Genomic DNA, 26,090 nt, shown 5'->3' on the forward strand with positions numbered 1-26,090 from the left:
TAGGTTCGGGCCTTGCGAGGTCGCGCCGGGGTAAAGTAGAGGATGCGGGTGCGCCTCGCGTCCTGTTTGCTCCTCCTCGCTGCCGTGTCCGCCTGCCCGGCCTCGAAGTCGGGCGAGACGGCGCCGCCGATGATCCACGCCGAGTCGATGCCGCTCGGGTCGGCGCCGCCGGGCTCGCACGCGGGCACGGGGCCGGTGGTCGGCGGGGACAAGCCGTCGCTGCCGTCGGCGACGGCCGTCAGCGTGACGACGCCGCGGGTCGAGGAGCTGCCGGCGGTGTTCGTCGACGCGGCCGAGCGGATCGGCGCGGCGGCGCAGGGCCGCGCGCGCGCGTGGGAGCTGCTGGCTGTCCTTTCGGACACATTCGGCCACCGCCTCAGCGGCTCGCGCTCGCTCGAGAAGGCGATCGACTGGTCGATCGAGCAGATGAAGCGCGACGGGCTCGACAACCCGCGGCGCGAGAAGGTGATGGTGCCGCACTGGGTCCGCGGGGCCGAGCGCGCGCGGGTGGTGGCGCCGATCGAGCGCGACCTGGTGATCCTCGGGCTCGGCGGGACCGTCGGCGGCAAGGTCCGCGGCGAGATCGCGGTGGTCGAGTCGCTGGCCGAGATCGCGACCCGCGGGGCCGAGCTGCGCGACAAGATCGTGGTGATCAACCAGCCGATGCCGCGCTTCGACCACGCGCATAACGAGACGCACTACGGCGACACCGTGCGGATCCGCGGCGGCGGGGCGTCGGAGGCGGCGAAGGTCGGGGCCAAGGCGGTGCTGATCCGCTCGGTCACCGCCAACAGCCTGCGGAGCCCGCACACCGGCGCGCTGCGCTACGAGGAGGGGGTCAGGAAGATCCCCGCGGCCGCGGTCACGCTCGAGGACGCGGAGCTCCTGGCCCGCCTGGCCCGCCGCGGCAAGACCACGGTCGAGCTGTCGCTCGGGGCCAAGACGCTGCCCGACAGCCCGAGCGCCAACGCGATCGCCGAGCTCCGCGGGCGCGAGCTGCCCGACGAGATCGTGCTGATCGGCGGGCACATCGACTCGTGGGACGTCGGCGACGGCAGCACCGACGACGGCGGCGGCTGCATGATGGCGATCGAGGCGGCGGCGCTGCTCAAGGAGCTGGGGCTGGTGCCGCGGCGGACCATCCGCGTGGTGCTGTTCACCAACGAGGAGAACGGCCTGCGCGGGGCCAAGGCGTACCACGCGGCCCACGGCAAGGAGAAGCACGTGGCGGCGATCGAGGCCGACACCGGGTCGGGGGCGCCGCGCGGGTTCGGCATCAGCGGCACGCCCGAAGAGGTGGCGGCGCTGCAGCGCTTCGCGCCGCTGTTCGACGGCCTCGGCGCGGGCGTGCTCGAGGCGGGCGGGGGCGGGGCCGACATCTCGCCGCTGACGAAGGACGGGGTGCTGAGCCTCGGGCTCCACCCGGACGTCAGCGCGTACTTCGACCTGCACCACAGCCCGGCCGACACGTTCGACAAGATCGACCCCGACCACCTCGAGCGCAACGCGGCCGCGATGGCGCTGATGGCCTTCGTGCTGGCGGAGCGATGAGGGATGCGCCGGACGTGAGACGTCCGGCCAACTACTTGGGACCCGCGGCGCCGCGCCGCGGTTTCATTTAAAATTCGCAGTCCACTCGCTGCGGCTTCACGTCTCTTCGCTGCAACCACTCGGGCTCGGGTCAGGTCGAAGTGGCAAGGTCCCCGAGGATGGAGCATCGCCCCGAGACGGCCGCGACGTCACACGGCCCCCCCGCGTGGGTAATGGCCGCGCCGTGGCTGCTGTGCGGCCTGATCTCGACCTCGCAGGTGTACTTCCTGTGGCCCGTGCGGGTCCCCGAGCCCTCGTTCCTGCGCGACCTGGCCTGGCAATACCCGCCGTGGCTCTATCTCGCCGCCGCGGCGCCATTGCTCGCGCGGATGGCTCGACGCTTCCCGCTCGGACGTGACAGCTGGACGCGTCACCTCGGACCGCACCTCCTCGCCAACGCGGTGCTCGCATCAGGCTATGCCCTGGTGGTGTGTGTCGCCGGGGTGCTGTTCGGCGACGCGTACTACCAGGAGACCCCGTTCATCCTCGCCTACGGCAAGCTGCTGGCCAAGGGCGTGCAGCTGCAGCTGTTCGTTTACTGGCTCGTGGTCGGCTTCGTGCACGCGTACGACTACCACCGCAAGGCGCGCGACGCCGAGCTCGCGTTCTGCCGCCTCGAGACCCAGCTGGCGCACGCGCAGCTCGAGGCGCTCAAGATGCAGCTGCACCCGCACTTCCTCTTCAACACCCTGCACGCGATCGGGGTGCTGGTGCGCAAGCAGGACACCCAGGGCTCGCTGCAGATGCTGTCCGGCCTGGCCGACCTGCTGCGGCTCGCGCTCGACAACACCGGGCGGCAGCTGGTGCCGCTCAAGCAGGAGCTCGACTTCCTCGGCCGCTACCTGGCGATCGAGAAGGTGCGCTTCTCGGACCGGCTCGACGTCCGCATCGACGTCGCGCCCGAGGTGCTGGACGCGCTGGTGCCGAACCTGATCCTGCAGCCGCTGGTCGAGAACGCGATCCGCCACGGCATCGCGCCGCGGGCCGCGTCGGGTCGGATCGAGGTGTCGGCGAGCCGCGAGAGCGGGGCGCTGACGCTGTCGGTCCGCGACGACGGGGTCGGCCTGCCGGACGCGTTCTGCGTCGAGCGCTGCGGCGGCGTCGGCCTGCGCAACGTGCGGGCCCGCCTCGGACAACTCTTCCCTGCCGACCATCGATTCGAGGTCGCGGCGGCGCACGGCGGCGGAGCGGCCGTGTCGCTGCAGATCCCCCTAGCCTTCGAGGAGCCGATGTATGTTGGAGCGTAGTTCTACAATTAGGACGCTGATCGTCGACGACGAACCCCTGGCCCGCGAGGGCATCCGCCTGTTGCTCAAGCAGGACGCCGACATCGAGGTGATCGGCGAGGTCGGCTCCGGGCGCGAGGCCGCCAGCCGGATCGAGGACCAGCGCCCCGACCTGGTGTTCCTCGACGTGCAGATGCCGGAATGTACCGGGTTCCAGGTGCTGGCCTCGCTGCCCCCGGCGAGCGTGCCCGGGGTGGTGTTCGTGACCGCGTACGACCGCTACGCCCTGCAGGCGTTCGAGGTCCACGCGCTCGACTACCTGCTGAAGCCGTTCGACGACGAGCGGTTCTTCGAGGCGCTGCGGCGGGCCAAGGCGCACCTGCAGGTGGCGGAGGTCGAGGAGCTGCGGCGCCAGCTGGCCGCGCTTTTGGCCGACGTCGGCGAGCCGCGCGAGCCGGCCCCGGCGGCGGTGCAGCCGGCCGAGCGCCTGGCGATCAAGGACGGCAGCCGGGTGGTGTTCCTGCGCGCCGACGAGATCGACTGGATCGAGGCGGCCGACTACTACGTGCAGATCCACGCCGGGCCCAAGAGCTACCTGCACCGCGAGACGATGCAGAGCCTCGAGCGCCGGCTGGACCCGGCCCAGTTCGTGCGGATCCACCGCTCGGCGATCGTCAACCGCCGGCGGATCCGCGAGCTCCGCAGCGGCGGCCGTCGCGAGGCGGTGGTGGTGCTCGAGGGCGGCGCGACGCTCAAGGTCGCCCGCAGCCAGCGCGACAAGATCGCGTCGCTGCGGGTCTGAGGCGGCTGCACGAGGGGCATGCCCGCGGGGGCATGTGCGAAGGGGCATGTTCTTCGGAGCATGCCCCTTCGCGCATGTGCGTACGGACAGCCGCTGCCAGCCGGCTGCGCGGCGAACGGGCGGCCCCGCCGGCTGCGCCGGACCGGCGTTCGCCTGCTCCGCGCTGGGGCGCCGCCGGGACCTCGCATAGCTTGTTCGGCGACGGGAGGATGACGATGCAGCGATGGATCCTGGCGATGGCGATGGCGCTCGGCGGCGCTTCGGCGTGTGACGACAACGGCAGCGGTGAGGGCGGCAAGCCCGGGGCGGCCCCGCAGACCGAGTTGACGGCGGAGCAGGTGGTGGCGGGGCACCTGGCGGCGCTGGGCGGGCTCGACCGGCTCAAGGCGACGAAGAACCTGGTGATCCGCGGCGAGTACCGGGAGGGCGGCTCGGTCGACGCGTTCGTGGCCTACCGCGCGCGGCCGAACAAGTTCCGCAAGGAGGGCACGCACGAGGGCAAGGCGTTCGTGAAGGTGTTCGACGGCGACAAGGGCTGGCTGGCCGAGGGCGACGCGCCGATGGGGCCGATGCCGGCCGAGCACGCGGCGAAGCTGAAGCAGTACGCCGAGTTCGACGACGCGCTGGTCGACGCGGCCGCGCGCGGGCACAGGGTCGAGCTGGTGGGCGCCGCCGAGGTGAAGGGCAGCAAGGCCTACCAGCTGCAGGTGACGCTGGCCAACGGCGACGTCGAGCAGCGCTGGCTCGACGCGACGACGTTCCTCGACGTGAAGCGCACCGTCACGTTCAAGGACAAGGCGGGGGCGCAGAAGACCAAGAACGTGACGTTCAGCGACTGGCGCGAGGTCGGCGGGCTCAAGTTCAACTTCGCCAGCGAGGGCGAGGTCGACGGCAAGGTCAGCACGGTGAAGATCCAGTCGATCGAGGTCGACGGGTCGATCGATCCGTCGAAGTTCACCGCCCAGCTGGCCAACACCGTGGCGATGGCGCGCTGACGCGGGCCCGAGCTTCGGCGTCGTCCTCCTCACGAAGTCCGACCCGATGGGCCGCCTGCGCGGTGACGCGGGTAGGAGATGGCGCGTCGACGCGGGCTGGTCGTCGGCGTCGGCCTTCCGTGGCTCGACGAAGTCCCCCGGGATAGCGTCAGCGACCCGAGGGGCGGTATTGTCGAGGGGGCCAGGGAGGCGTGTCCGGCGAGGCGAGGACGTCGCGGTTAGCGACGGCGCCTCGCCTCGCCGGTCGCGTTGCGCGACGGTGCCCGCGGGGCCGGCGTCAGGCGGGCTCGCGGGCATCGTCCTTCACCGCCAGCGGACAGGCCTGGGTGGCAGGGTCGTAGCATTGATCGCCGCACGGCTTCTGCCCGTCGGCGCATACGACCCCGCCGTTGCTGCAGCTCTGATAGAAGGGGTCGTAGCATTGGCCGCCGCACGACCGCTGGGCGCCGCGGCAGACCAGCGCACCGGGCTGGCAGCTCTCGGTGGAGGGGTCGTAGCATTCGTCGCCGCACGGCCTGTGGATACCGCGGCAGACCTTGCGAGGGCTGGCGTCGGCGAATCCGCCGAGGGCGAGGCCGGCGCCGAGAGCCACAGCGAGCACGAGCATGAATCGACGCATGCGTAGGAGTTGCGGCGCGATCGGGGGGCGGCCAGTCAAATCGCGATCAATTGCGGGGACCGAGCTCGCTGCGGGGCCGAGCCGCCGGGTGTCGGGCGACGGCTGCGTCGGGATGTCCTCGCGGACAGGTCGCGACGCGCCCCGCGGGCTCAAGGTGCCGGCAGGCCGACGACGGGGGTGAACTCCTCGCGCCAGCGCGGCGGCGCGGTGCGGGCCTCGTGGCGGCCCCAGCACCACACCTCGCCGGCGCGGGTGCGGGCGCACGTGTGGCAGCGGCCGGCGCTGAGCTCCTCGACGTCGCGCACCGGGACGACGACGCCGGGGAGTGGGCGGGCGACGACGGTGCCGTCCCCGAGCTGACCGCAGGAGTTCTCCCCCCAGCAGCGGACGGTGCCGTCGCGCAGGCGGGCGCAGGCGTGCTTGCCGCCGTCGCTGACCGCGACGACGTCGCGGAGGCCGGCGATCGGGCGGGCGCGCAGCTCGAATTCCCCGTCCAGGGTCCAGCACGCGACCTCGCCGGTGCGTCGGACGGCGCAGGCGATGTCCTGGTCCGGGCCGCTGGCGAAGAGCGGCGAGTCGGGGGGCACGATGGCGCCGTTGCGGATGAGCTGGACGGCGTCGTGCAGGGGGACGTCGCGTCCGCGCCGATCGATCACGACGTCGCCGCTGCGCACCACCATCGGCTCGGCCTTGACGCAGCTGATCCGGCCGCTGCGGCGGCGACCGCAGTGGATGTCGGCCCATCGGGTGGAGGTGGTCTCGAGGATGTCGGTGGCGATCGGGGGAACGGCCGCCGCCTCGCCGCGATCGAAGCTGCGGGCGTCGAGGCGCTGCTCCTCGCACTCGAGCACGCCGTCGACGCGCAGGCCGCAGCCGCTCTCGGGATCGACGTGTCGCAGCGGCTTCGCGGGCGCGAGCGTGTGGTACCGGCAGGTGACGGCGCCGGTCGCGGCGAGGATGCACAGCCCTTCGCGGCCGACGTACACGGCGACGCCAGGGCCCTGCGAGGTGAGGGAAGGGGCCGGCTTGTCGGTGTCCCGGAGCTTGAGGTCGCCCCAGCACCACACCTCGCCGTCGCGCACGCCGCAGACATAACCTGGCCCGGAGGACAGGCCGGTCAGGCCCTGCGCGGCGTCGATGCGCTCGGGCACGAGCGCCAGCGGCGAGGCGCCGCTGCCGAGCTGACCGGTGTCGTCGTAACCGCGACAGAGGACGGCGCCGGTGCCGTCGAGCAGGCATTGATGGCGCGGGCCGAGGGCCAGCGCGACGGCGCCGGTGCCGAGCCGCTCGGGGGCGCGCGTGGCGACTCTGGAGTACAGGTCGGGAGACCACGGAGCGCCGGCGGGATCGATGGCCGCGGCCTGCCAGCCGTGGTCGACGAGGTCGCGGGCTTTCGGCAGCTCGGCGATCGGCTCCGGGTCGCGGACCCGTCGCGGTACGGGCCACACTCTCCACGTCGGCGTCGCCGAGGGCGCGAGCGGCTTGGGGCGCTCCCTGAAGTCGCGCAAGTCGCCGACGCAGGCGGAAGTGCCGTCGCGCCACAGGCCGCACACGCGCTCGAAGCCGCAGGCCAGGGCGACGGCGCCGCCGAAGCCGGCGAAGCGATCGGGCTGGAAGCTATCGTGAGGATCCAGTCCCCAGCACGACAGGTGGTCGCCGAGGAGGACGCAGGTCTGCGCGTCGCTGGCACACGCGAGGTCGGGGGCACCGATACGGGCGACGGGCGCCGGCGGTTGCGGGGTGAACTTCCAGTGGCGGCCCCACCAGGAGCGCCCGAGCGCCGGCGCGGCGCCCCAGCAGAGGAATTCGTCGGCCGTGCGCGCACAGGCATAGCCGGCGCTGGCGACGAGGAGGGTCGCCGGTGCGATGCCCTGGACCTTCACGGGCGTGCGGCGATCGAGGTCGGTGCCATCGCCGAGCTGACTGTCGTGGTTGTGACCCCAGCACCACACGCCGCCGTCCTCGGCGAGGGCGCAGGCGTGCTGGTCGCCGGCGGCGATCGCCTGCACGCGCGGCAGGCCGGCGATTCGCAGCGGCCGCGGGCTCGGTACTTCGCTGCCGTCGCCGAGCTGGCCGTGATCGTTGCCGCCCCAACACCACACGGCGCCGCGCGGGTCGAGGGCGCACGAGAAGTCGAGGCCGAGCGCGAGACGGCCGCGGTTCGGATGGGCCACCGGTGCCTCGGCGCCGGGGTCGATCGGGGGAGGGCCCGCCGCGTCGGGCGGGGCAGAGGTCGCGGGCGAATCGCGCGGGGCCGGATGACACGCGAGCACCAGCGCGAGCGCCGAGACTGTCCACGAAGATCGCCCCACGCGTCGATGGTGCGACGAGCGCGGTGCGTTGCCAAGCCCGTGCGATGTCCGGCAGTGCCCACTCCCTCGTCGCGCCGGCGAGGCACGCCGTCGGAACCACGACGCGAGCACGAGCAGCAGCCCCGGGGCAGCGTCGCCGGGGCCCTCGTCCGCCGCGCAGCGCAGCCTTGCGCGTGGTCGTCGGGCGCCGATCCGCCACCCGTCGCGCCGTCCGTCTTCGCGTCGTCGGAGGTCGTCCTCGGCCCGTCGCCCGACGTCTCGGTCGGCGCGTCCCCGGTGGTCGGAGCGTCGGTGCGACGCGAGCGGGGACCGCCGTCTGCCCCGAGAATTCGATGGGCACAGGCCCGCGGGCGATCGGCTCGGCCCGTGACGGCCCACGGCTTGTACAAGAACACGTACAAGCCCGGCCGTCTCGCAGAGACCGGCGCTGCCTCCGTCGTTACGACCCGGCCGAACGTCACGCGTCGTCGGCGATCAGCGCCCCGTCGATGTCGTCGAGCCTCCACCCCGCCAGCCCCGCCAGCAGGGCCGAGCGAGCGACGGCGGGCGAGGGCGCGGCGCTCAGGTTGCATGGCTGAAGAGACAGGTGATTGCGAACCGTTCGTCGACCCGACCAGGCCGCGGCGGGCTGGCCGGATCTCGCGGGCTCGAGCGCGGCTGCAGGTCCGAAGCGGGCCGTCGGAGGGTCGAAGAGACAGGTGAGATCGAGGGCTCGAGTACGGCCGCAGGGCCGGGGCCAGATCGGCCGAGGAGGCTGGCTCCCGGCCGGTGAGGTCGGGTTCTGGTGCACAGGATCGCGGGCTCGCGCGGTGCCGGTCGCCTGGATGGCCGAAGGGACAGGTTCAACGCGAGGGGAAGATCGCGGGCGCGTTCGCGGCTGCCGGCCAGGGGGCGAGGTCGGCCGACGAGGCGGGCTCCGCGGCCGGAGACGCTCCGCGGGTGCTGCCGCCCGGTCCGGGGCACGCGACGGAGATGAGGGCGAGGCGGCTGCGCTCCGCGGGGCGCGGGGCGTGATCGCGCGGGCATTCGCGCGCGACGAATGGGCCTGTACGAAGAGACAGTATCGCCATTGCCGGCGAATCGGCGCGCCCGCGCGCGGGCGCGACACGCCGCATTCGCGCTCGGGTGAGCGGATGGATCGAGCCCGGTGCGCCCCGGATTTGCGAACGCAGAGCGGCGCCCGTGGAACATTGTTGTGACGGCGAAAACGCCCCGGCGGCCGCACAGAGGAGGCTCACGCGGGGGTCCGGCTCCAGCACGCCCGGGCCCGGCGGGAATGTGACAGGAATCGTCGCAGGATGTGGGGCATGGCGGGAGGACGGGGCGCGGTGCTGGTGGGTTGCGGGCTGTTGCTCGTCGGCTGCTGGAAGGACAACCCTGCCTTCATGGTCACCGTCACCGACGGCCCGGTCGGCGAGTCGAGCGGCGGGGCGGAGACGGGGACCAGCGCGGCGATCGACGAGACCGAGTCGTCGGGGACGACGACGGGCGACGCGACCACGACCTCGGGGGTGGAGCCGAGCCCGTCGACGTCGACGCCGGGCTCGACCAGCGGGGTGGCCACCAGCGGGTTCGACCCGTCGTCGACCTCGAGCACCACCGGCGCCACCACGGACGACCCGCTCGTCAGCACCAGCACGACCGCCGAGGACATCGCGCCGGCGTGCGGCGCGACCGGCTTCGGCCCGGCCGAGCTGCTGGCGCGGCAGTGGATCGATCTGGTCATTCAGAAGTGCGAGGACATCCCGGGGCGCAACTTCCGGATCCTCAACGTCCCCGGCGAGCTCGTCACCGCGGTCGCGTGCTCGAGCAATCCGGCCTCGGGCTGCACCGGCTGCGACTACGGGCAGACGCTGCTGTTCGGCTTCACCACCCCCGAGCCCGCCGGCCTGCTGGAGCTGACGACCTGCGTGTACCTGTCGGCGCACGGGGCGATCGAGGCCGCGCCGCTGGAGCCGTGCGCGTACCGGCAGATGGCGCTGTGGTGGAACGACACCAACAAGCCGGCCATGGGGGCGCCGCTGGCGATCTTCGGCCACGACACGCTGGCGACCGACTCCGAGCTGAAGCAGATCAACGGCCAGGACCTGGCGGTGCAGTCGGTGCCGACCGAGAGCGACTGCTCGTGCGTCGACGCCGACGACTGCTGCCCGGACAAGGCGGGCGAGTACAACCTGCGCTTCGCCGTCGAGGACGAGGAGCCGGTCGAGCTCGCGCCCGGGCAACACGCGCCGGTGACCCTGGCCGGCGAGACGTACGAGGCCTACAACGGCCAGTCGCACGAGACCGGGGCCTGCGCGCAGGAGCCGCGGTTCGACTGGTGGCTGCTGCGGCAGCCGTGAGCGGGGCCCCGCGAGCGCCAGGCGAGGCGTCGCGGCTCGCGTGTGCCAGCTGCAGCGGTTCGACGAGAGGTGGCTGCGGCGACCGTGAGGAGGCGGTCCACGAGCGCCGAGGCCGGGCGTGTCGCATGGGCCGCGGAGCGCTGATGTGCGGGGGCCGCGTCGGACTGGATGAATGCACGGACATGTCGTAAGGGGCATGTCCCTTCAAAAATGTCCTGGAGGGCATGACCGATCGGACATGTCCCGGCGGGCGTGCTCGAGCGATCAGCGGGTGGGGCGGTCGGGGAAGCCGGGCAGGAGGGCGCGGGCCATGCGGTCGGGGCGGCGGACGCCCTGCTCGCCGAGGGCGATGTCGGCGGCGGCGATGAGCTCCGCGCCCTTGTCGCCGCCGGTGAGCTCGCCGAGGCGGCGGCGGGCGGCGGCGGCGTAGAGGGCCATGTCGGCGGCGCGCAGGCCCGGCTCGGCCGCGCGCAGGCCGGCGAGGGCGCGGTCGTGCTGGCCGTGCACGGCGGCCAGGCCGGCGCCGACCAGCTCGCCGAGCGGGCGGGCCCAAGGAGCTGTCTCCAAGGCCAGGCGGCTGGCCTCGGTCTCGACCAGGCGGACCAGGCCGGCGCGCTCGCTGTCGCCGTGGTCGGAGATCAGGCGCAGCAGGGCGGCCTGGGCCCGCAGGAAGCCGAGCACGACGTGGGCCCACTGGCTGTGGAAGAGGAACGACGTCTCGAGGTCGGCGAACTCGCGCTCGACGCGGCCCCACGGCGCGGCCGGGTCGTCGCCGTAGAAGTCGACCAGCAGGTTGCCGACGAAGGTCCACAGCCGCGGCGGGCCCAGCGACTCCTCGGGCAGGCGCTGCTGGACGTAGCCGATCTCCGCGCGGGCCCGCGGCAGGTCGTCCTCGGCCAGCCAGTAGGCGACCTGCGGGCCGCCGCGCAGGAGGGCGTCGGACCAGCTGTCGTCGCGGTCGCGGGCCTCGGCGATGAAGGTCGCCAGGCGCTGGCCGACGACGCGCAGGTCGCCGAGCAGGAAGTGGGCGATCAGGCGGTGCGACTGGCCCGACACGATCTCGTAGTTGGTGCCGGTGCACTCGCTGCGCAGGATCTGCTCCGACTGCTCGAGCAGGACGATGCTCTCGCGCCAGCGGCCGAAGTGGAACGCCGCGATCCCGCGCGACAGCGCCAGGAGGCCGCGCGGCAGCGCCTCGGGGGTGCGCTGCAGCAGCGCCTGGGCGGCGCTGGCGAGCTTCTCGGTGCGGGCGCGGTCGGCCTCGCCGCCGGACGAGACGGCCGCGACCTCGGCCGCGAGCGCGCAGGCGGCGTGGTAGATGTTGCCTGTCTTGTAGGACAGGTTGAGATATCGGGCCTGGAACAGCGCGGTCAGCGGGAGGTCGTGCGCCGACAGGCTCGACGACAGGGTGCGGCACACGGCCAGGCGCACGAGGTCGTCGGGGTCGACGGTCTTCGGGTCGCGCTCGCGCAGGCCGAGGCCGCGCAGGCGCCAGCGGGCCCGCTCCCACGCGAGGCTGGTGTGGAGGGCCCGGCTGGTGGCCGGCAGGCTCATGCCGGCGGCGGCCAGGACCTGGCGGATCGTCGCCATGCCCTCCGGCAATTGACCGGCGCGGAGGAACTGCTCGCCGGCGCGGCGGCGCAGCTCGAGCGCGCGGGCCGGCGGCTCGGAGGCGGCTGCCTCGAGGTACAGGCGAGCCGCCTTGACGCCGCGGCCGGCGTTGGCGAGCGCGTCGGCGAGGCGGACGCTGAGCTCGGCGCGGCCCTTGTCGCTGTGCGGCTTGAACTCGAGGGCGAGGCGGTAGAGGCGGGCCGCGCGGTCGAAGGCGAGGGCGGCGGCGGCCTGGTCGGCGGCCATCTGCGCGTAGTCGCCGGCGCGCTCCCACTCGCCGGCCTCGCGGTAGTGCAGGGCGAGGGTGTCGCTGTCGCGCTCGCCGTGGTTCTCCATGGCGAAGGCGAGGTCGCGGTGGCGGGCCTTGAGGTCGTCGGGCGCGAGGGCGGCGAGCACCAGCTCGCGCACGCGGTCGTGGTAGGTCTCGATGACCTCGCTGTCGCCGCTGCGGGTGAGGATGAGGTGCTCGCTGCGCAGGGTGGCGAGGGCGGAGTGGGTCTCGGGCAGGCCGGCGGCGGCGCCGGCGAGGCGGAGGTCGACGGGGCCGCCGGCGACCGCGGCGATCTCGAGCAGGCGCCGCGCGGGCTCGGGCAGGCCGTCGATGCGGGCCAGGAGCACGCGATCGAGGGTGACCTCGCCGCGCTCGCCGGGGCGCTCGCCGGTGGCCAGGAGGTGGCGCACCAGCTCGCTGACGAACAGCGGGTTGCCCTGGGCCTCGCGCGCGACCTGGCGGGCCCGCGCGCGCAGGTTGGCGGGCAGGAGTGATTGCGCGAGGTCCTCGGCGTCGGCCTCCGAGAGCGGGCCGATGTGCAGCTCGCGGAGGTCGAGCTCGCCGCGGGCCGCCTCGCGCAGGGTCTTGAGCACCGCGCCGTTGTGGGCCTCGGTGCGGTAGCTGGCGATCAGCAGCAGCGCCGGCGCGTCGGGCGGGCGCAACAGGTCGGCGAGCAACGCGGCGCTGTCGCGATCGCCCCACTGCAGGTCGTCGATGTGCAGCACCAGCGGGGCGCGGTCGGCCAGGCGCGCCAGCAACTCCTTGAGCGCCGCGAAGGCGCGGCGCCGCAGCTCACGCGGGTCGGGGATGTCGACCGAACGCCGCGGCGCCTGGGTGACGGCCTTGACCCGCTGCAGCACCGGGAACACGCGGGCGAGGGCGTGGACGTCGCGCGGCATCAGCTCGGCGACCTTGGCCTCGGGCAGGCGCAGGAGGTGCTTGGCGAGCGCGTCGATCAGCGAGTCGAGCGCCTTGAACGACACCGACTCGCGCTCGTAGCAGCGACCGGCGAGCACCACCGCGGGGCCGCGCTGCAGGCGGGCCAAGAACTCGCGCACCAGGGCGCTCTTGCCCATGCCGCTGCGGCCGTAGACCTGGACGAGGGCGGCGCGGCCCTTCTGCGTGGCGGCGGCGGCGTCCTGCAGGGCGCGCAGCTGGGCCTCGCGGCCGACGAAGAGGTCGCGCTCCTGGCCGACCGAGGTGCGCGGGCGGATGCCGGTCGGGCCGCTGCCGACGCGCTGCAGCACCTCGGCGCTGCCGGGGCGGGCCTTGGGGTCGCGGCTGAGGAGCGCGAGGCACAGCTCCTCGAGGTCCTTGGGCAGGCCCGAGACGATGCTCGAAGGGACAGGTGCGTCCCGCTCCTGCTTGGCGATCATGATCTTCAGGCCCTTGCCCTTGAACGGCAGCTCGCCGGTCAGCGCCTGGAAGACCATCACGCCGACGGCGTACCAGTCGGAGGCGGTCGAGGCCGGCTGACCGCCGGCCTGCTCGGGCGAGATGTACGCCGGCGTGCCGACCACGCCGCCGGCCTCGGTGCTGCGCACGGTCTCGGTGATCGAGTCGCTGACCAGGCCGAAGTCGAGGATGATGAGCCGGCCCTCGCGGGTGATGAGGACGTTCGACGGCTTGATGTCGCGGTGCAGCTTGCCGGCGGCATGCAGCGCGCCGAGGCCGGCCGCGAGCTGGCGCAGCGCGGCCCGCAGGCGCTCCCAGCCCTGCTCGCGCTCGGCGGCGAGGGCCGCGGGATCGGCGTCGGCGCCGTCGTCGGCCTCGCCGCGCACGTACTCGACGAACTCGAGGCCGTCGATGTACTCCATCGTGAAGAAGATCTGCTCGCCCTCGAAGAACAGCTCGTGCAGCTGGATGACGTTCGGGTGGGCGACGTCGGCGAGGGCCCGGAACTCGCGCTTGAACCGGTACAGCGCGCCCGGGCTGACGTTGAGCAGGGTCTTCAGCGCGACCGGGTGGGCCCGCTCGCGATCGATGGCCTCGTACACCACGCCCATGCCGCCGGCGCCGACGCGGCGGACGATGTTGAAGCGCTTGTCGGCGGCGAAGCTGACGAACTGGGCGCTCTCGCCCGGATCCGGCTCGCGCGGCTGCGACGGCGCGCTCTTGCCGTCTCCGGTGAGGTCGTCGCCCGAGCGGAACGACATCGCCTCCTCGAGCGACAGCTGCGTGTTGTCGTCGCGACTCACGACCCCGGCAGGTTAGCTCCGCCGCTGCCCGCGCGGAACCCAATCCGCGCCGACGCGGGTGCCCGGGCGCCGGCGCGGCGGTGCGTCGGCGGCCGCGCGGCAAGCGGAGCCGGCCGCTGCGGCGCGGCGTGTGACCGTCCTCCGCCCGGCTGTCGCGCGGTTCGCGTGAGCGAGCGCAACTGAAACGTGTCCTGAGCCCGCGGGCGGTCGTGATAACCCCCAAGGGACATGACCTCCGATGCTCGTACGCCCGTCATCGTCGCCGCCGTCCGCACGCCGATCGGCCGGCTCCGCGGCGCGCTCGCGCCGGTACGGCCCGACGACCTCGCGTCCCACGTCGTCCGCTACCTCGCCGAGCACTACAGCGCGGCGATGGAGCAGCTCGAGGACGTGTACTTCGGCGCCGCCAACCAGGCCGGCGAGGACAACCGCAACGTCGCGCGCATGGCCTCGCTGCTGGCCGGCCTGCCGGTCGAAGTCCCGGGCGTCACCGTCAATCGCCTGTGCGGCTCCGGCATGGAGGCCATCATCCAGGCGGCCAAGAGCATCATGGTCGGCGAGGGCTCGGTGTACATCGCCGGCGGCGTCGAGAGCATGACCCGCGCGCCGTTCGTGATGCCGAAGGCGGGCGAGGCGTTCGCCCGCGACGCCCAGCTGTTCGACACGGCGCTCGGCTGGCGCATGACCAACCCGGCGATGGAGCGGCTGTACGGCGCGGAGCCGCTCGGCATCACCGCCGAGAACGTGGCCGAGCGCTACCACGTCAATCGCGCCGACCAGGACGCGTGGGCGCTGGGCAGCCACACCAAGGCCGCGGCCGCGCAGGACGAGGGCTGGTTCGACAACGAGATCGTGCCGGTCGAGATCCCCGGGTCCAAGGGCGCCGAGCCGACGCGCGTCAGCGTCGACGAGAGCGTCCGCCGCGACACCACTCTGGCCGCGCTGGCCAGGCTCAAGCCGGTCTTCAAGCCCGGCGGCAGCGTGACCGCCGGCAACAGCTCGCCGCTCAACGACGGCGCGGCGGCGCTGCTCATCACCAGCGCCGAGCAGGCGCACAACCTCGGCCTGCGGCCGATGGCCCGGATCGCCGCGTGGGGCCACGCCGGCGTCGCGCCCGGGGTCATGGGGATCGGCCCCGTCCCGGCCAGCCGCCGCGCGCTCAAGCGGGCCGGCCTGCAGGCCTCGGACCTCGGGGCGGTCGAGCTCAACGAGGCGTTCGCCTCGCAGACGGTGGCCTCCATCCGCAGCCTCGACCTCGACCCGGCCAAGGTGAACCCCGGCGGCGGCGCCATCGCCCTGGGCCACCCGCTCGGCTGCTCCGGCGCCCGCATCACCACGACCCTGGCTCACGGCATGGCCCGCGCCCGCGTGCGCTGGGGGCTGGCGTCCATGTGCATCGGCGTCGGTCAGGGGATCGCGCTTGTGCTCGAGCGCACTTGAGCGAGCGGCGCTGCGCGCATGTTTGTTGGCGGCCTGACCGCCGCGGCCTATCGTCGGCTCCAATGCGAAAGAACATCGTAGCTGGCCTCGCCTGCGTCCTCCTCGCCATGCCCGCCTGCACCGGCAGCAGCGGCGACACCGACACCGACAACACGCCGAACACCACCGACGGTGCCACCGCGAACGACACGACCGCGGGTGAGACGCCGACGACCACCGAGACCGGCGGCATCGTCTGCGAGCCGGCCCCGGCCGGCGGCGTCGGCGGCGTGATGAGCGAGTTCGGCGCCCCCTGCACCACCGACGACGAGTGCGTCACGATCCTCGGCGAGGGCGGCGTGTGCCTCACGGACATCCTCGAGCTCTACGATCTGCCCTGCGGCTACTGCAGCAAGCTGTGCGAGCTGCCGCCGCAGACCGCCTACGTGCCCGACGACATGATCTGCGGCGAGGGCGTGACCTGCATCGGCGCCGACATGTACTTCGAGGGCTGCGTCGTCGAGTGCCAGGACAACGCCGACTGTCCGCGCGAGGGCTACGAGTGCCGCATCATGCCGACCATCGGCCAGCCGATGGACCCGAAGTTCTGCCTGATGAAGGACGAGTTCATGCGGTGAGGACATGTCCTGAGGGGCATGTGCGAAGGGGCATGTCCAAGGAGGCATGTCCGTGAGGCCATGGCCGGCGCCGGCCCTGCTCGACGGGGCGATGGGCACGGAGCTCGAGCGCCGCGGCGCGCGCATGGACGTGCCGCTGTGGTCGGCGCACGCGCTGATCGAGGCGCCGGAGGTGGTGCGGCAGGTCCACCTCGACTACCTCCGCGCCGGCGCGCAGGTGATCACGACCGACACGTTCCGCACGCACGCGCGCAACCTGGCCGCGGGCGGCCGGGCGCACGAGGCGGCGGCGCTGACCCGCCTGGCGGTGACTCTGGCCCGCGAGGCGCGGGAGCAATTCGCGGCGGAGGACGCGGAGGTCGCCAAGGGGGCGCGGATCGCCGGATCGATGAGCCCGCTCGAGGACTGCTTCCGCCCGGCCGATTCGCCCGGCAGCCGCGCGGGACCCGAGCACCGGGAGATGGCCGAGACGCTGGCGGCCGCCGGCTGCGACCTGCTGCTGGTCGAGACGATGGGCCGCGTCGACGAGGCGGTGGCGGCCGTGCAGGCCGGGCAGGGGCTCGGCCTGCCGGTGTGGCTGGCGGTGGTGTGCCGCGAGGACGGGCGCATGCTCGCCGGCGAGTCGCTCGAGCAGCTGGTGGCCGGGCTGCGCGGGCTCGAGCTGCAGGCGCTGCTGGTCAACTGCACGGAGCTGAAATTTTTGCCCGCGGCGATCCCGGCGCTGGTGGCCGCGGCTGGCGCAACGGACATGCTCCTCGGGACCTATCCGCACACCGGGCACGCGGAGCCGGGCCGGTTCGTGACCCATGCGGTGACCGCCGAGGCGTTCGCGGGCGAGGTCGCGGCGCTGGCGCGAGCTGCCGGGCTGCAGCTGGTCGGCTCGTGCTGCGGCTCGACGCCGGGGTGGACCGCGGCGCTGGGACGCGAGCTGTACCAGGGGACAGGCGAGCGCGAGGCGGCGAGGGCGGCGCTGGCCGCGGCGGTGCCGCGGCGGGCGTGAGCGCGGCACCGCGTGCATCGCCGGGCCGGCTGCACGGGTGACGTTGTGTCTTTGGAGACAGGTGGCGCGCCGCGCTCGGACGGGCGAACTCGGGTGTCTCTCAGGACAGGTCGTCCGCGCCGGCGCAGCGCTGTCGCTCGCAACAGGGGCTCGCGGGCGGGCGCGCTCAGCCAAATTTGCGCACCCGCTCGAGCGCGTCCTCGAGGGTCGCTGCGGTGGCCAGGTGGGTGAGCGCGCCGGAGCTGGCGACCAGCAGCTGCGCGAGCGCCGGGGACACGCCGGCCAGCAGGCACTGCGCGCCGAGCAGGCGGGCGGCGGCGGCGGTGCGGCCGAGGTAGTCGGCGACGCGCTCGTCGGCGTCGACCAGGCCGGTGACGTCGAGGATCAGCGCGTGCGCCCGCTGCTCGGTGATCGCGGCGAGCACGGTCTCGGTCAGGTTCTGCACGCGGGCGGCGTAATAGTGACCGACCAGCGGCACGACCAGCACGCCGGCAGCCACCCGCAGGACGGGCGTGGGGAAGTTGCGCTCGGTCATGGCGGCCGGGGCGAGCCCGGCGGCGACGCTGGCCTGGGCGGTGAGGTCGACGACCACGCCGATGCTGTAGCGGACGCCGGCGATCTGCGTGACGTGGACGGACATGTGGATCGGCGTGCGCTTGCCGGTCTCGAGGCCCATCGCCGAGAACTCGTAGTGCTCGGGGACCGCCTCGCCGGCGATCCGCCGGCGGTAGCGGTCGACGACGAAGTCGCGGTCCTCGGGGGCGATGAAGCGGACGAAGCTCTGGCCCAGCGCCTTTTCCATCGGACACTCGCACAGGCTCACGAACTTGTCGTTGCACCACTGCAGCACGCCGTCCTGCATCACGTACAGCGCGATGGGGAGGTGCTCCAAGAGCGCGAGGACCCGGGTCGCGTCGAGCGAGACCATGCCGGACGATATAGCCGAGCCGCTCGGCCGCGGCATGGCGTGGAAGCGCGCAGCCGCGATCCGCCTGCTGCAATTCGTCGCAGCTCGGTCCGCCCCCGAGGACCGCGTTTTGCGGACCGTGCCGCGACGTCGGCGGGAGGTGCGGTCGCCGACCGACATCCGGCTCGCCCTCTCTCGACCTTCACGCGCCGGGCCGACGCCCGTGCGATCCGCACGGGCGATCGCCGGCGGCGGCAGATCTCGAGAACATGCCGGAAAGGACATGTTGGGCGGTGGAGCCGGGTCCGCCCGGGCTCGCCGCGGACCGAAGCGACGCACATGTCGAAAGAGACATGTCGTGGCGCGGGGCGAACGCGAGCGATGCTCACGGTGGACGATGACGTGCACATGATGACGAGACGCGAAGCGAAGTCAGCAATGTTCGTCTCGGGCCGGGGCGCGCGGATGTCCGAAGAGACATGTCGTTGCGCGGGCGAACGCAGCGATGCTCCCGGGCCGAGGACGCGCACATGTCGGCCTGGCGTGGGGCTCGAAGGCAATGCTCGCTCGGGCTGACGACAAGCACATGTCGGAAGAGACATGTCGTGGCGGGGCGAACGCAGCGATGCTCCCGGGCCGAGGACGCACACATGCCGGCGTGGCGCGGGGCTCGGAGGCAATTGCTCGATCGGGCTGACGACAAGCACATGTCGGAAGAGACATGTCGTGGCGGGGCGAACGCAGCGATGCTCCCGGGCCGAGGACGCGCACATGCCGGCGTGGCGCGGGGCTCGGAGGGCCGAGGATACGAACATGTCGGAAGAGACATGTCGTGGCTCGGGTGAAGATCGCACCATGTCGAAGGAGACATGTCGCTGCGGCGCGAGAGCCGAGCGCTCGCTGCGGTCGCGCGCGAGGGCTCGATCCCGGCAAAAGACGCGGCTCGTCAGGCGGCGTCGGTCTCACCTCGGCGTGGCGAGGGCTTCGTCGACGTCGGCGATCGCCTGGCGGAGCTCCGCGTCGTCCGGCGAGGCGGCGAGGGCGGCGCGCAGCGGCGTGATGACCTCGTCGGCCTCCCGGATCGTCGCGCGTGCGGCGGTGGCCGGCTGCGCGTCGGCGAGGGCGAGCAGGCCTCCCACGAGGTCGGTCCGGGCGCGCGGCGTGTCGTTGCGCCGGAGCAGGTCGCGGAAGACCGCGCCTGCTCGTTCGAGCGAGCGCACCGCGTCGGGATGGCCCCGCTCGCGCTCGAGGTCGCCGAGGTGGAGCAGGGCGACGGCGAGGTCGCGCTGGGCCTGGACGTCGTCGGGCTTGGCTGCCGCGAGCCGGTCGGCGATCTCCACCGCGCGCAGCAAGCTCGCCCGCGCCTCCGCGAACTGCTCGCGGGCGCGGTAGAGATCGCCGAGCTGGATCGCGGCCACGGCGACGCTGCGCGCCCATTCCAGGTTGCGCGGCGTCCTGTCGGCGAGGCGCTCGCTGACGTCCAGGCTCTCGCGCAGGAGGGGCAAGGCTCGCTCGAGGTCGCCCGATTGCAGCATCACCGTGCCGAGCTGATCGTTGGTGGTGCCGAGAGCCTGAAGCCACAACATGTTGTCGGGATCGCGGAGGACCAGGCGCTGGCTGACCTCCCTCGCCCGCGTGAGGGCCTCGCGGGCGGCCTCCGGGTCGCCGGCCCGCCGCGCGCCGCGTCCGACCTCGATCAGCGCCAGGGCGAGCTCGTGCTGCACGTCGGCGTCGCCGGGATCGGCGGCGGCGGTCCGTTCGGCCCGCTCGAGGTTGGCGGCGTAGGCGGCACGCGCCCGGGGGACGTCGCCGTGGTCGGTCGCGGCGGTGCCGATCGCGTCGCTGACGTAGAACTGCAGCTTGCGGCGGCTCGGCCCGGTGATGGTCGTGGCGAGCTGCTCGGCTCGCTCGAGTCCGGCGAAGACCGCGTCGAAGTCGCCCTCGAGCCGATCGAGGTCGGCGAGCGCGAGCAGGCTCTGGACCTCGAACTCCGGCCCCGGGTCGCCGGTGCATGAACCGTAGGCGGCGCGGGCCGCCGCGAGGTCACCGCCCCGCTTGGCGACGTCGCCGCGGTGGAGCTTCGCGCGGCACCCGACAGCATCGCTCGCGCGACCGGGGAGGCGCGCGACGGCGGCGCTCGCCATGGCATCCTCGCGGACAGCGGCGGTCTGGGCCGCGTCGAGGTCGCCGAGCGCGAGCTGGGCCTCGCCGAGGAGCGAGAGGGCCTCGGCCCGCCGCAGCAGCTCCTCACCGCCGACGGCGCCCTCGCGTACGGCCACGCGCTCGTAGTAGTCGTCGACGGCGGCGCCCACCCCGGCGAGCAGGTCGAGGCGACCGAGTGGTTCGAGGCGGGCCCGCAGGACGTCGAGGACGTAGCCGACCAGCTTCTCGGCGGCGGCGCGCTGGGTCTCGGCGAGCTCGCGGCTGCGATCCGAGGCCGCGCGGGCGAGCTCCGCCTCGTCGCGCGCGAGCATCACCCGCCGCACCGCGACCCCGCCGATCACGACGACTGCGACGAGCGCCGCGGCCCCGGCGACCAGCGCGGCGCGGTGTCGCGAGGCCCACCTGCGGACGAGCTCGGCGAGCGTGTAGCGGTGCGCAGCGACGAGGCGGCCGGCGAGGTGCCGGCGCAGGTCGTCGGCGAGCTCGCGCGCGAGGGCGTAGCGCTTGTCGGGCTCGCGGGCCGTCGCGCGCTCGACGATCGCGGCGAGCTCCGCGGGGACCTTCGGTTCGCGCCGGGTGACTGCGACCGGCTCCCGGGGCGACGGCGGGGCCCCGGTGAGCACGTGATGGAGGAGCGCGCCGAGGCCGTAGATGTCGCTGCGCGCGTCGGCTGGTTCGCCGGCGGCCTGCTCGGGGGCCATGTACGCGGGCGTGCCGAGGACGGTGCCGTCGCGCGTGAGCCCCGGTTCGGCCGGAGCAGGGCCGCTGGCGAGCGCGGCGTCGTCCTCGTGCACCGACTTGGCGAGCCCCCAGTCGACGACGACGGTCTCGCCGAAGCGTCCGACGATCACGTTCGCCGGCTTCAGGTCGCGGTGGATCACGCCGCAGTCGTGGGCGTAGGCCACCGCGTCGATCGCCGTCATCACCGCCGGGAGCAGCGCGAGGCGCCCGGTGAGGCCCTCCGCGTCGGCGGCCGCGCGGTCGAGCGTGCGCCCGTGGACGTGGCGCATCACGTAGAAGGGTTCGCCGTCGGGGAAGGTGCCGGCGTCGTAGATCGTGACGATGGCCGGGTGCTGCAGCCTCGCGGTGATCTTCATCTCGCGCGCGAACCGGGCCGCGCCCGCCGGGTCACGCACGGTCTTCAACACGACCGGCCGATCCAGCAGCCGATCGATCGCCGCGAACACCCGCCCCATGCCGCCGCGCGCGATCTCCTCGCCGACGACGTAGCGATCGTCGGCAGGTCGGGTCTCCATCCGGCCGAGGACGGCCACCGCAGTGAGGCAGCCGGCGCACGCGTCGAGATGGGTCTCGATCCGTGCGACCCCGACCCGGTCCAGAGTACCGCGCAGCCACGACAGGAGTTCGACTTCGCCGGGACACTCCATGGCTGGGTGTCTTACATTGGCCGGCGTGCCGTCGCCAGTGGAGGCCTTTGAAGCGCAGCTGGGTGCCCCGCTCCCGGCGGACGAGCGCACCCGGGTCGCCGCGGCGCTGGCCGAGCTGCTCCACCGGGGCCGGCTCGCGTGGCCGGATCTCGCGGTGACGGACGAGGCGTTCGCGGGGTGTGTCGCGGTTCGGCTGCGCGGGACGGTCAGGCTCGTCGACGAGCTGTCGGCCCTGCCGCCCGACGATCTCGTGCTGGTGGCCGCCTGTGCGCGCGGCGACGCGGGCGCGCTCCAGCGGTTCGAAGAGCGCTACTTCCGGCCCGCGCGCGAGGCTCTGCGAAAGATGCGCCTCGACGCGGCGGTGATCGACGATCTGTTGCAGCGGCTGCGTGAGCGCCTGTTCGTGGCCCCTGCCGGCGAGCACCCCCGGATCTGCGCGCTCGTCGGCGGCGGCGACCTCGGGGCGCTGGTGCGGATCGCGGCGGTGCGGCTCGGCCTCAACGCGGCGCGCGACGATCGCCGCAGCGACGACGATCCCGAGGCGCTGTTCGAGCGGCTGGCGATCGAGCTCGATCCGGAGACCGAGCTGATCGCGGCGCACGCGCGCAGCGCGTTGGCGAAGGCCTTCACCGACACGCTCGCCGCGCTCACGGCCCGCGATCGGACGCTGCTGCGGCTGCACCTGGTCCACGGGCTCTCGATCGACGAGATCGGCGCGACCTTCCGGGTCCACCGCTCCACGGCCGCGCGGTGGCTCGCCAAGATCCGCAGCGACCTCGAGGAGGGCACCCTGAAGCTGCTTCAGGAGCGCCTCGATCTCAGCGAGGGGGAGGCCGCGAGCCTGGCCCGGCTGCTCCAGTCGCGGCTCGAGATCAGTTTTTCTCGCGTGCTCGCCCCGGAGTGATGCGACTTTTTAAAACTCGCGGGTTTATCCGGCATGCGGACCTCAACGCTGGCCGGAATCGCGCTCGCCGTGATCCTGAGCGGGTGTGACGAGCAGCTCTCGGAGAAGGACGTCACCGACCTCCCCGCCGGCGACGCGCTCGGCGACGCGTTCGCGGGCGACTACACGATGGAGCTGACGACGCTCTCGTGCGAGGGCGTGTGCGCGCCGGTGAAGATCTCGGAGCTGATGGTGCTCCACGTCTGCGACGTGGGTGCCCGTCAGTCGGGGACAGCGCGCGTCTCGCAGACGGACGGGCGGCTGCAGCTCGACATCGACGGCGCCCTGCAAGCGAGCCGGCTGATCGGCGGCGTCGACAAGGACGGGAGCTTCGACGTGGGCGGAGTGGCGACCGCGGCGAGCCAGGCGCGGACGTTCCGGTCGCGCGTCGCGGGCTCGCTCGACGCGACCGGCGGGACCGGCGTCATGCACACGTCCTCTCTCGGAAGAAGAAGCGATCTGCGCGAGCTGCAGTGCGAAGCCCGGCACGAGCTCTCGCTGTGGAGATGAGCGGGCAAGGCCACGAACAGGAGTCGTCGAAGATGAATCAACGCAGCGTAATTGCCCTCTTCCTCGCGCTCGTCGCGGGTGCAGGTTGTGCCAAGAACTCGGAGGAGGCGCTCACGCGGGCGCAGGAGGCAGCGACCAAGCACTGCGACTGCGTTCAAGAGCAGATGAAAAAGCCGTGGAGCGAGGTCCGGGAGGCGGACTGCGCCGTGACCCAGGCGGCCTTCTACGAAGCGGTAAAGCTCGACCACAGCGACCCGAAAGCCGAGAAGATCTACAACCTGGGACGCGGCTGCATCACCAAGCTGCGCGAGATGGACCAGCGAGCCACCGCGGCGAAGTAGCCGACCTGGCCTTCAGAGCAGCAGGGACGCGCCGCTGACCGCGACCATGGCCGAACGGCCCGAGGTCTCGCCGGGGAGCCGCGTGTACCTCTTTCGAGCGCACCTCGAGAGCCGCCGCCGGCGCCGCGGTGAACCTCGAGGTAGATCGACGAATCACGCTCTGCGCGGGTGCGGGTGGAGGCGGCACGATCGCGATCGCCTGGAGGAGGACGCAGATCACGGCGTCATCGGCATCGCCACGCTCGCCCCGGGGCGCAGGTTCTTCACCCGCCGCTCGACCAGGGCTCCGCGTCGCGGTGAGCTCCCTCGCCGGACCTGACTCGTCGATGGTCAGCGTCGGACGTCCCTCTCACGTCGGTCCCGTCGGCGGCCCGGTTGAGCGATAAATCGAGCTCGCGGCCCAGATCGCGGGAGAGCGATGCATCGCGCGCGTCGAATCGACGCTCCCGCGCTGGGCGCAAGAGGTCGCGGCCTTTCGCACCGCAGACGAACGGTCCGTTCACTTCGGCCCGATGCTGACGCTCTCCGAGAGCGTGGCGAACGGGTCGCGCCGTGACGCCCGGCCGCGCCAGCGATCCAGGGCCAGGCGCCGCGGTGCGGGATGGCTCTGCGGACAGGTTGCTTGCGCAGACTTCCCGGCCGTCATGCTCGCGGCCTCGCCCGAGCACCTCGTCCTTCCGAGAGAAGAGCCACGGACGTGGATCGAGGCGGAGCCGCGAGGTGGTTTTGCCTTCGATGTCTCCCGACGCGGATGCCACGCTTCCGGCAGAGCATCCTCACGGCGCAGGCCACGAGGGCCGAATTCTCGGCGCCGAACGCTGGCCAGCGTCGGCGTACGCGGGGGTTGAGCGCGACATCGCATGTGGTCGATTGGCCTCATTGGATGATACGAGGTTATTCCTGGAGGAGATGAGGTAATGGCGGTTGGGTTGAAACAGGGCTTGGGCGTGTTTGCGGCGCTGGGGCTGGTCGTGTGGGGCGGCGCCTGCAGCGATTCGTCGACGGGCAGCGCGACGGCGACGGAGACGATGGGGACGACGACGGAGGCGGGGACCTCGACGGGGGAGCCGACGACGACGGCGACGCCGACGACGACCACGACGACGACGGGGGAGCCGACGACCGGCGTCTCGGCGACCGGCGACAGCGACAGCGACAGCAACGACACCACCATGATCGACACCACCGGCGAGGCTCCGGAGTGTGGCGACGGGGTCATCGATGCCGGCGAGCAGTGCGACGACGGGCCCGACAACGGGCCGGGCAAGGCGTGCAAGGCGGACTGTCAGATGGCGACGTGCGGCGACGGCGACGTCGGCCCCGGGGAGGAGTGCGACGACGGGGCCAACAACGGCGACATGAACTCGTGCACGTCGGGCTGCAGCAACGCGTCCTGCGGCGACGGGCTCGTCGGGCCCGGCGAGGGCTGCGACGACGGCAACCAGGTCGACGACGACGACTGCACCAACGCGTGCGTGCTGGCCGGCTGCGGCGACGGCGTGGTCGCGCCGGACGAGCAGTGCGACGACGGCAACCAGGTCAACGAGGACGAGTGCACCGCCGCCTGCACCAACGCGGCCTGCAACGACGGGTTCGTCCAGCCCGGCGAGGAGTGCGACGCCGGGGTCGACAACACCGACAACGGCGCGTGCACGACCGCGTGCACGACCGCCGTGTGCGGCGACGGCAAGCTGTTCAACACCGGCGACGGCACCGAGGAGTGCGACGACGGGGCGGACAACGGCCCCGGCAAGCCGTGCAACGCGATGTGCGTGCTCAACGTGTGCGGCGACGGCGACCAGGGCCCCGACGAGGAGTGCGACGACGGCAACCCCGCGGACACCGACGCCTGCGTCGGCGAGTGCAAGGCCGCCGCCTGCGGCGACGGGTTCGTGCAGGCAGACGTCGAGGAGTGCGACGACGCCAACGCCGTCGACACCGACGAGTGCATCTCCGACTGCAAGGCGGCCGCCTGCGGCGACGGGTTCGTGCAGGCGGGCGTCGAGCAGTGCGACGACGGCAACGCCAACAACAACGACGCCTGCAACAACCTGTGCAAGGAGCCGATGTGCGGCAACGGGGTCGTCGACGGCAGCGAGGAGTGCGACGACGCCAACGCCAACAACCAGGACGGCTGCGACACGTCGTGCGTCGCCATCCGGTCGAAGGTGATGATCTGCGGCACCACCGCCCGCCCGGTCTCGAACTACTTCCCCGCCGGCTACAGCTGGACCGTGTCGAACAGCTGCGCCCCCGACGCGCAGACGCAGGCGCTGTTCATCACCCGCAGCTGGGGCGGGGGGATCGGCGCTCCGGCGCTGCAGGCGTACCTCAACGCCGGCGGCATCGTCATGACCGAGTACAGCATCTCCGACGACGTGTGGTCGCTGGCGTTCGGCGCCACCGCGCAGGGCGGCGGCAACGGCTCGTGCCAGGACACCATGCCGGCGGTGGTCCAGTTCAACCCGGCGACAAGATCTGGACCAAGGTCCCGTTCGTCGCCCACAACCTCAACCAGACCGGCTGCGGGTTCAGCGTCAGCGGCTTCGCCGGGATCACGACGCTGACCGGCTGGAACGCCAACGCGGCGGCCACCGGCTACCGCGACCTCGGCCTCGGCCGCCTGTGGGCCACCGACTTCGACTGGCAGGACAACGAGATGCTCCAGCCGTTCGCGTTCACCAACGCGATGATGGGCTACTTCATGACCCACCGGAAGTAAGCAGCGACACGTAGCGACGAGGCCGGCGCCTGCGACTCCCGGCCGGGGATCGCAGGCGCCGGCCTCGCTCGGTGGCCACGACATGTCCTTCGG

Annotated in this window: 17 protein-coding genes; 12 read left to right on the plus strand and 5 right to left on the minus strand. The window is 72.9% G+C overall.

The window, feature by feature from the left end; all coding sequences use genetic code 11:
* Positions 1 to 84: 84 nt before the first annotated feature.
* From O0S08_RS13320 to O0S08_RS13335, 4 genes are all read left to right on the plus strand, one after another.
* The gene (locus O0S08_RS13320) at positions 85 to 1,551 is read left to right on the plus strand and encodes a M20/M25/M40 family metallo-hydrolase (protein WP_269039486.1); all 1,467 of its coding nucleotides are present in this window, start codon (positions 85 to 87) and stop codon (positions 1,549 to 1,551) included.
* Between the two features lie 212 nt (positions 1,552 to 1,763).
* Positions 1,764 to 2,837, plus strand: coding sequence for a sensor histidine kinase (locus tag O0S08_RS13325; RefSeq protein ID WP_269039487.1), 1,074 nt, complete (start codon positions 1,764 to 1,766; stop codon positions 2,835 to 2,837).
* Positions 2,824 to 3,618, plus strand: coding sequence for a LytR/AlgR family response regulator transcription factor (locus O0S08_RS13330; protein ID WP_269039488.1), 795 nt, complete (start codon positions 2,824 to 2,826; stop codon positions 3,616 to 3,618). Before O0S08_RS13325 ends, O0S08_RS13330 begins: the two co-directional genes overlap by 14 nt.
* A 215-nt stretch (positions 3,619 to 3,833) precedes the next feature.
* A complete protein-coding gene (locus O0S08_RS13335; protein ID WP_269039489.1) occupies positions 3,834 to 4,613 on the plus strand; it encodes a hypothetical protein in 780 nt (259 codons plus the stop codon).
* Positions 4,614 to 4,890: 277 nt separating this feature from the next.
* Here the strand turns inward: O0S08_RS13335 and O0S08_RS13340 are convergent, their stop codons facing one another.
* Together O0S08_RS13340 and O0S08_RS13345 are read right to left on the minus strand one after the other, a co-directional pair.
* Positions 4,891 to 5,220 carry a hypothetical protein gene (locus O0S08_RS13340; RefSeq protein ID WP_269039490.1) on the minus strand — a complete coding sequence of 110 codons (330 nt, stop codon included), beginning with the start codon at positions 5,218 to 5,220 and terminating at the stop codon, positions 4,891 to 4,893.
* A gap of 161 nt (positions 5,221 to 5,381) precedes the next feature.
* Positions 5,382 to 7,544, minus strand: coding sequence for an RCC1 domain-containing protein (locus tag O0S08_RS13345; protein ID WP_269039491.1), 2,163 nt, complete (start codon positions 7,542 to 7,544; stop codon positions 5,382 to 5,384).
* A gap of 1,307 nt (positions 7,545 to 8,851) precedes the next feature.
* On the opposite strand from O0S08_RS13345, the gene O0S08_RS13350 reads away from it, so the two are divergent.
* Positions 8,852 to 9,886 (plus strand): hypothetical protein, encoded by a 1,035-nt coding sequence (locus O0S08_RS13350; protein WP_269039492.1) that lies wholly within the window; start codon positions 8,852 to 8,854, stop codon positions 9,884 to 9,886.
* Positions 9,887 to 10,150: 264 nt separating this feature from the next.
* Here O0S08_RS13350 and O0S08_RS13355 read toward each other — a convergent pair whose 3' ends face one another.
* Positions 10,151 to 13,966 carry a serine/threonine-protein kinase gene (locus O0S08_RS13355; protein WP_269039493.1) on the minus strand — a complete coding sequence of 1,272 codons (3,816 nt, stop codon included), beginning with the start codon at positions 13,964 to 13,966 and terminating at the stop codon, positions 10,151 to 10,153.
* Positions 13,967 to 14,194: 228 nt separating this feature from the next.
* On the opposite strand from O0S08_RS13355, the gene O0S08_RS13360 reads away from it, so the two are divergent.
* The 3 genes from O0S08_RS13360 to O0S08_RS13370 all read left to right on the plus strand — a co-directional run bounded on the left by O0S08_RS13360 (position 14,195) and on the right by O0S08_RS13370 (position 17,023).
* On the plus strand, positions 14,195 to 15,406 hold the full coding sequence (locus tag O0S08_RS13360) for a thiolase family protein (protein WP_269039494.1): 1,212 nt from the start codon (positions 14,195 to 14,197) through the stop codon (positions 15,404 to 15,406).
* 62 nt (positions 15,407 to 15,468) lie between these two features.
* Positions 15,469 to 16,023: a hypothetical protein gene (locus O0S08_RS13365; RefSeq protein ID WP_269039495.1), complete on the plus strand. Its 555-nt coding sequence runs from the start codon at positions 15,469 to 15,471 to the stop codon at positions 16,021 to 16,023.
* Between the two features lie 46 nt (positions 16,024 to 16,069).
* Entirely contained in the window at positions 16,070 to 17,023 is a 954-nt protein-coding gene (locus tag O0S08_RS13370) for a homocysteine S-methyltransferase family protein (RefSeq protein WP_269039496.1), read from the plus strand.
* A 166-nt stretch (positions 17,024 to 17,189) separates the two neighbouring features.
* Here the strand turns inward: O0S08_RS13370 and O0S08_RS13375 are convergent, their stop codons facing one another.
* Together O0S08_RS13375 and O0S08_RS13380 are read right to left on the minus strand one after the other, a co-directional pair.
* Positions 17,190 to 17,951, minus strand: coding sequence for an STAS domain-containing protein (locus tag O0S08_RS13375; RefSeq protein ID WP_269039497.1), 762 nt, complete (start codon positions 17,949 to 17,951; stop codon positions 17,190 to 17,192).
* A 941-nt stretch (positions 17,952 to 18,892) separates the two neighbouring features.
* Positions 18,893 to 21,481 (minus strand): serine/threonine-protein kinase, encoded by a 2,589-nt coding sequence (locus O0S08_RS13380; protein ID WP_269039498.1) that lies wholly within the window; start codon positions 21,479 to 21,481, stop codon positions 18,893 to 18,895.
* A 25-nt stretch (positions 21,482 to 21,506) separates the two neighbouring features.
* Here O0S08_RS13380 and O0S08_RS13385 point away from each other — a divergent pair, with 25 nt between their 5' ends.
* The 4 genes from O0S08_RS13385 to O0S08_RS13400 all read left to right on the plus strand — a co-directional run bounded on the left by O0S08_RS13385 (position 21,507) and on the right by O0S08_RS13400 (position 25,842).
* Positions 21,507 to 22,385, plus strand: a complete 879-nt coding sequence (locus tag O0S08_RS13385) for a sigma factor-like helix-turn-helix DNA-binding protein (protein ID WP_269039499.1) — start codon at positions 21,507 to 21,509, stop codon at positions 22,383 to 22,385.
* Between the two features lie 33 nt (positions 22,386 to 22,418).
* Positions 22,419 to 22,934 (plus strand): hypothetical protein, encoded by a 516-nt coding sequence (locus O0S08_RS13390; protein ID WP_269039500.1) that lies wholly within the window; start codon positions 22,419 to 22,421, stop codon positions 22,932 to 22,934.
* A 32-nt stretch (positions 22,935 to 22,966) separates the two neighbouring features.
* The gene (locus O0S08_RS13395) at positions 22,967 to 23,275 is read left to right on the plus strand and encodes a hypothetical protein (protein WP_269039501.1); all 309 of its coding nucleotides are present in this window, start codon (positions 22,967 to 22,969) and stop codon (positions 23,273 to 23,275) included.
* A 917-nt stretch (positions 23,276 to 24,192) separates the two neighbouring features.
* Positions 24,193 to 25,842, plus strand: coding sequence for a DUF4215 domain-containing protein (locus O0S08_RS13400; protein ID WP_269039502.1), 1,650 nt, complete (start codon positions 24,193 to 24,195; stop codon positions 25,840 to 25,842).
* Positions 25,843 to 26,090 lie beyond the last annotated feature (248 nt).

This window comes from Nannocystis punicea (assembly GCF_026965555.1).
GTDB lineage: Bacteria > Myxococcota_A > Polyangia > Nannocystales > Nannocystaceae > Nannocystis > Nannocystis punicea.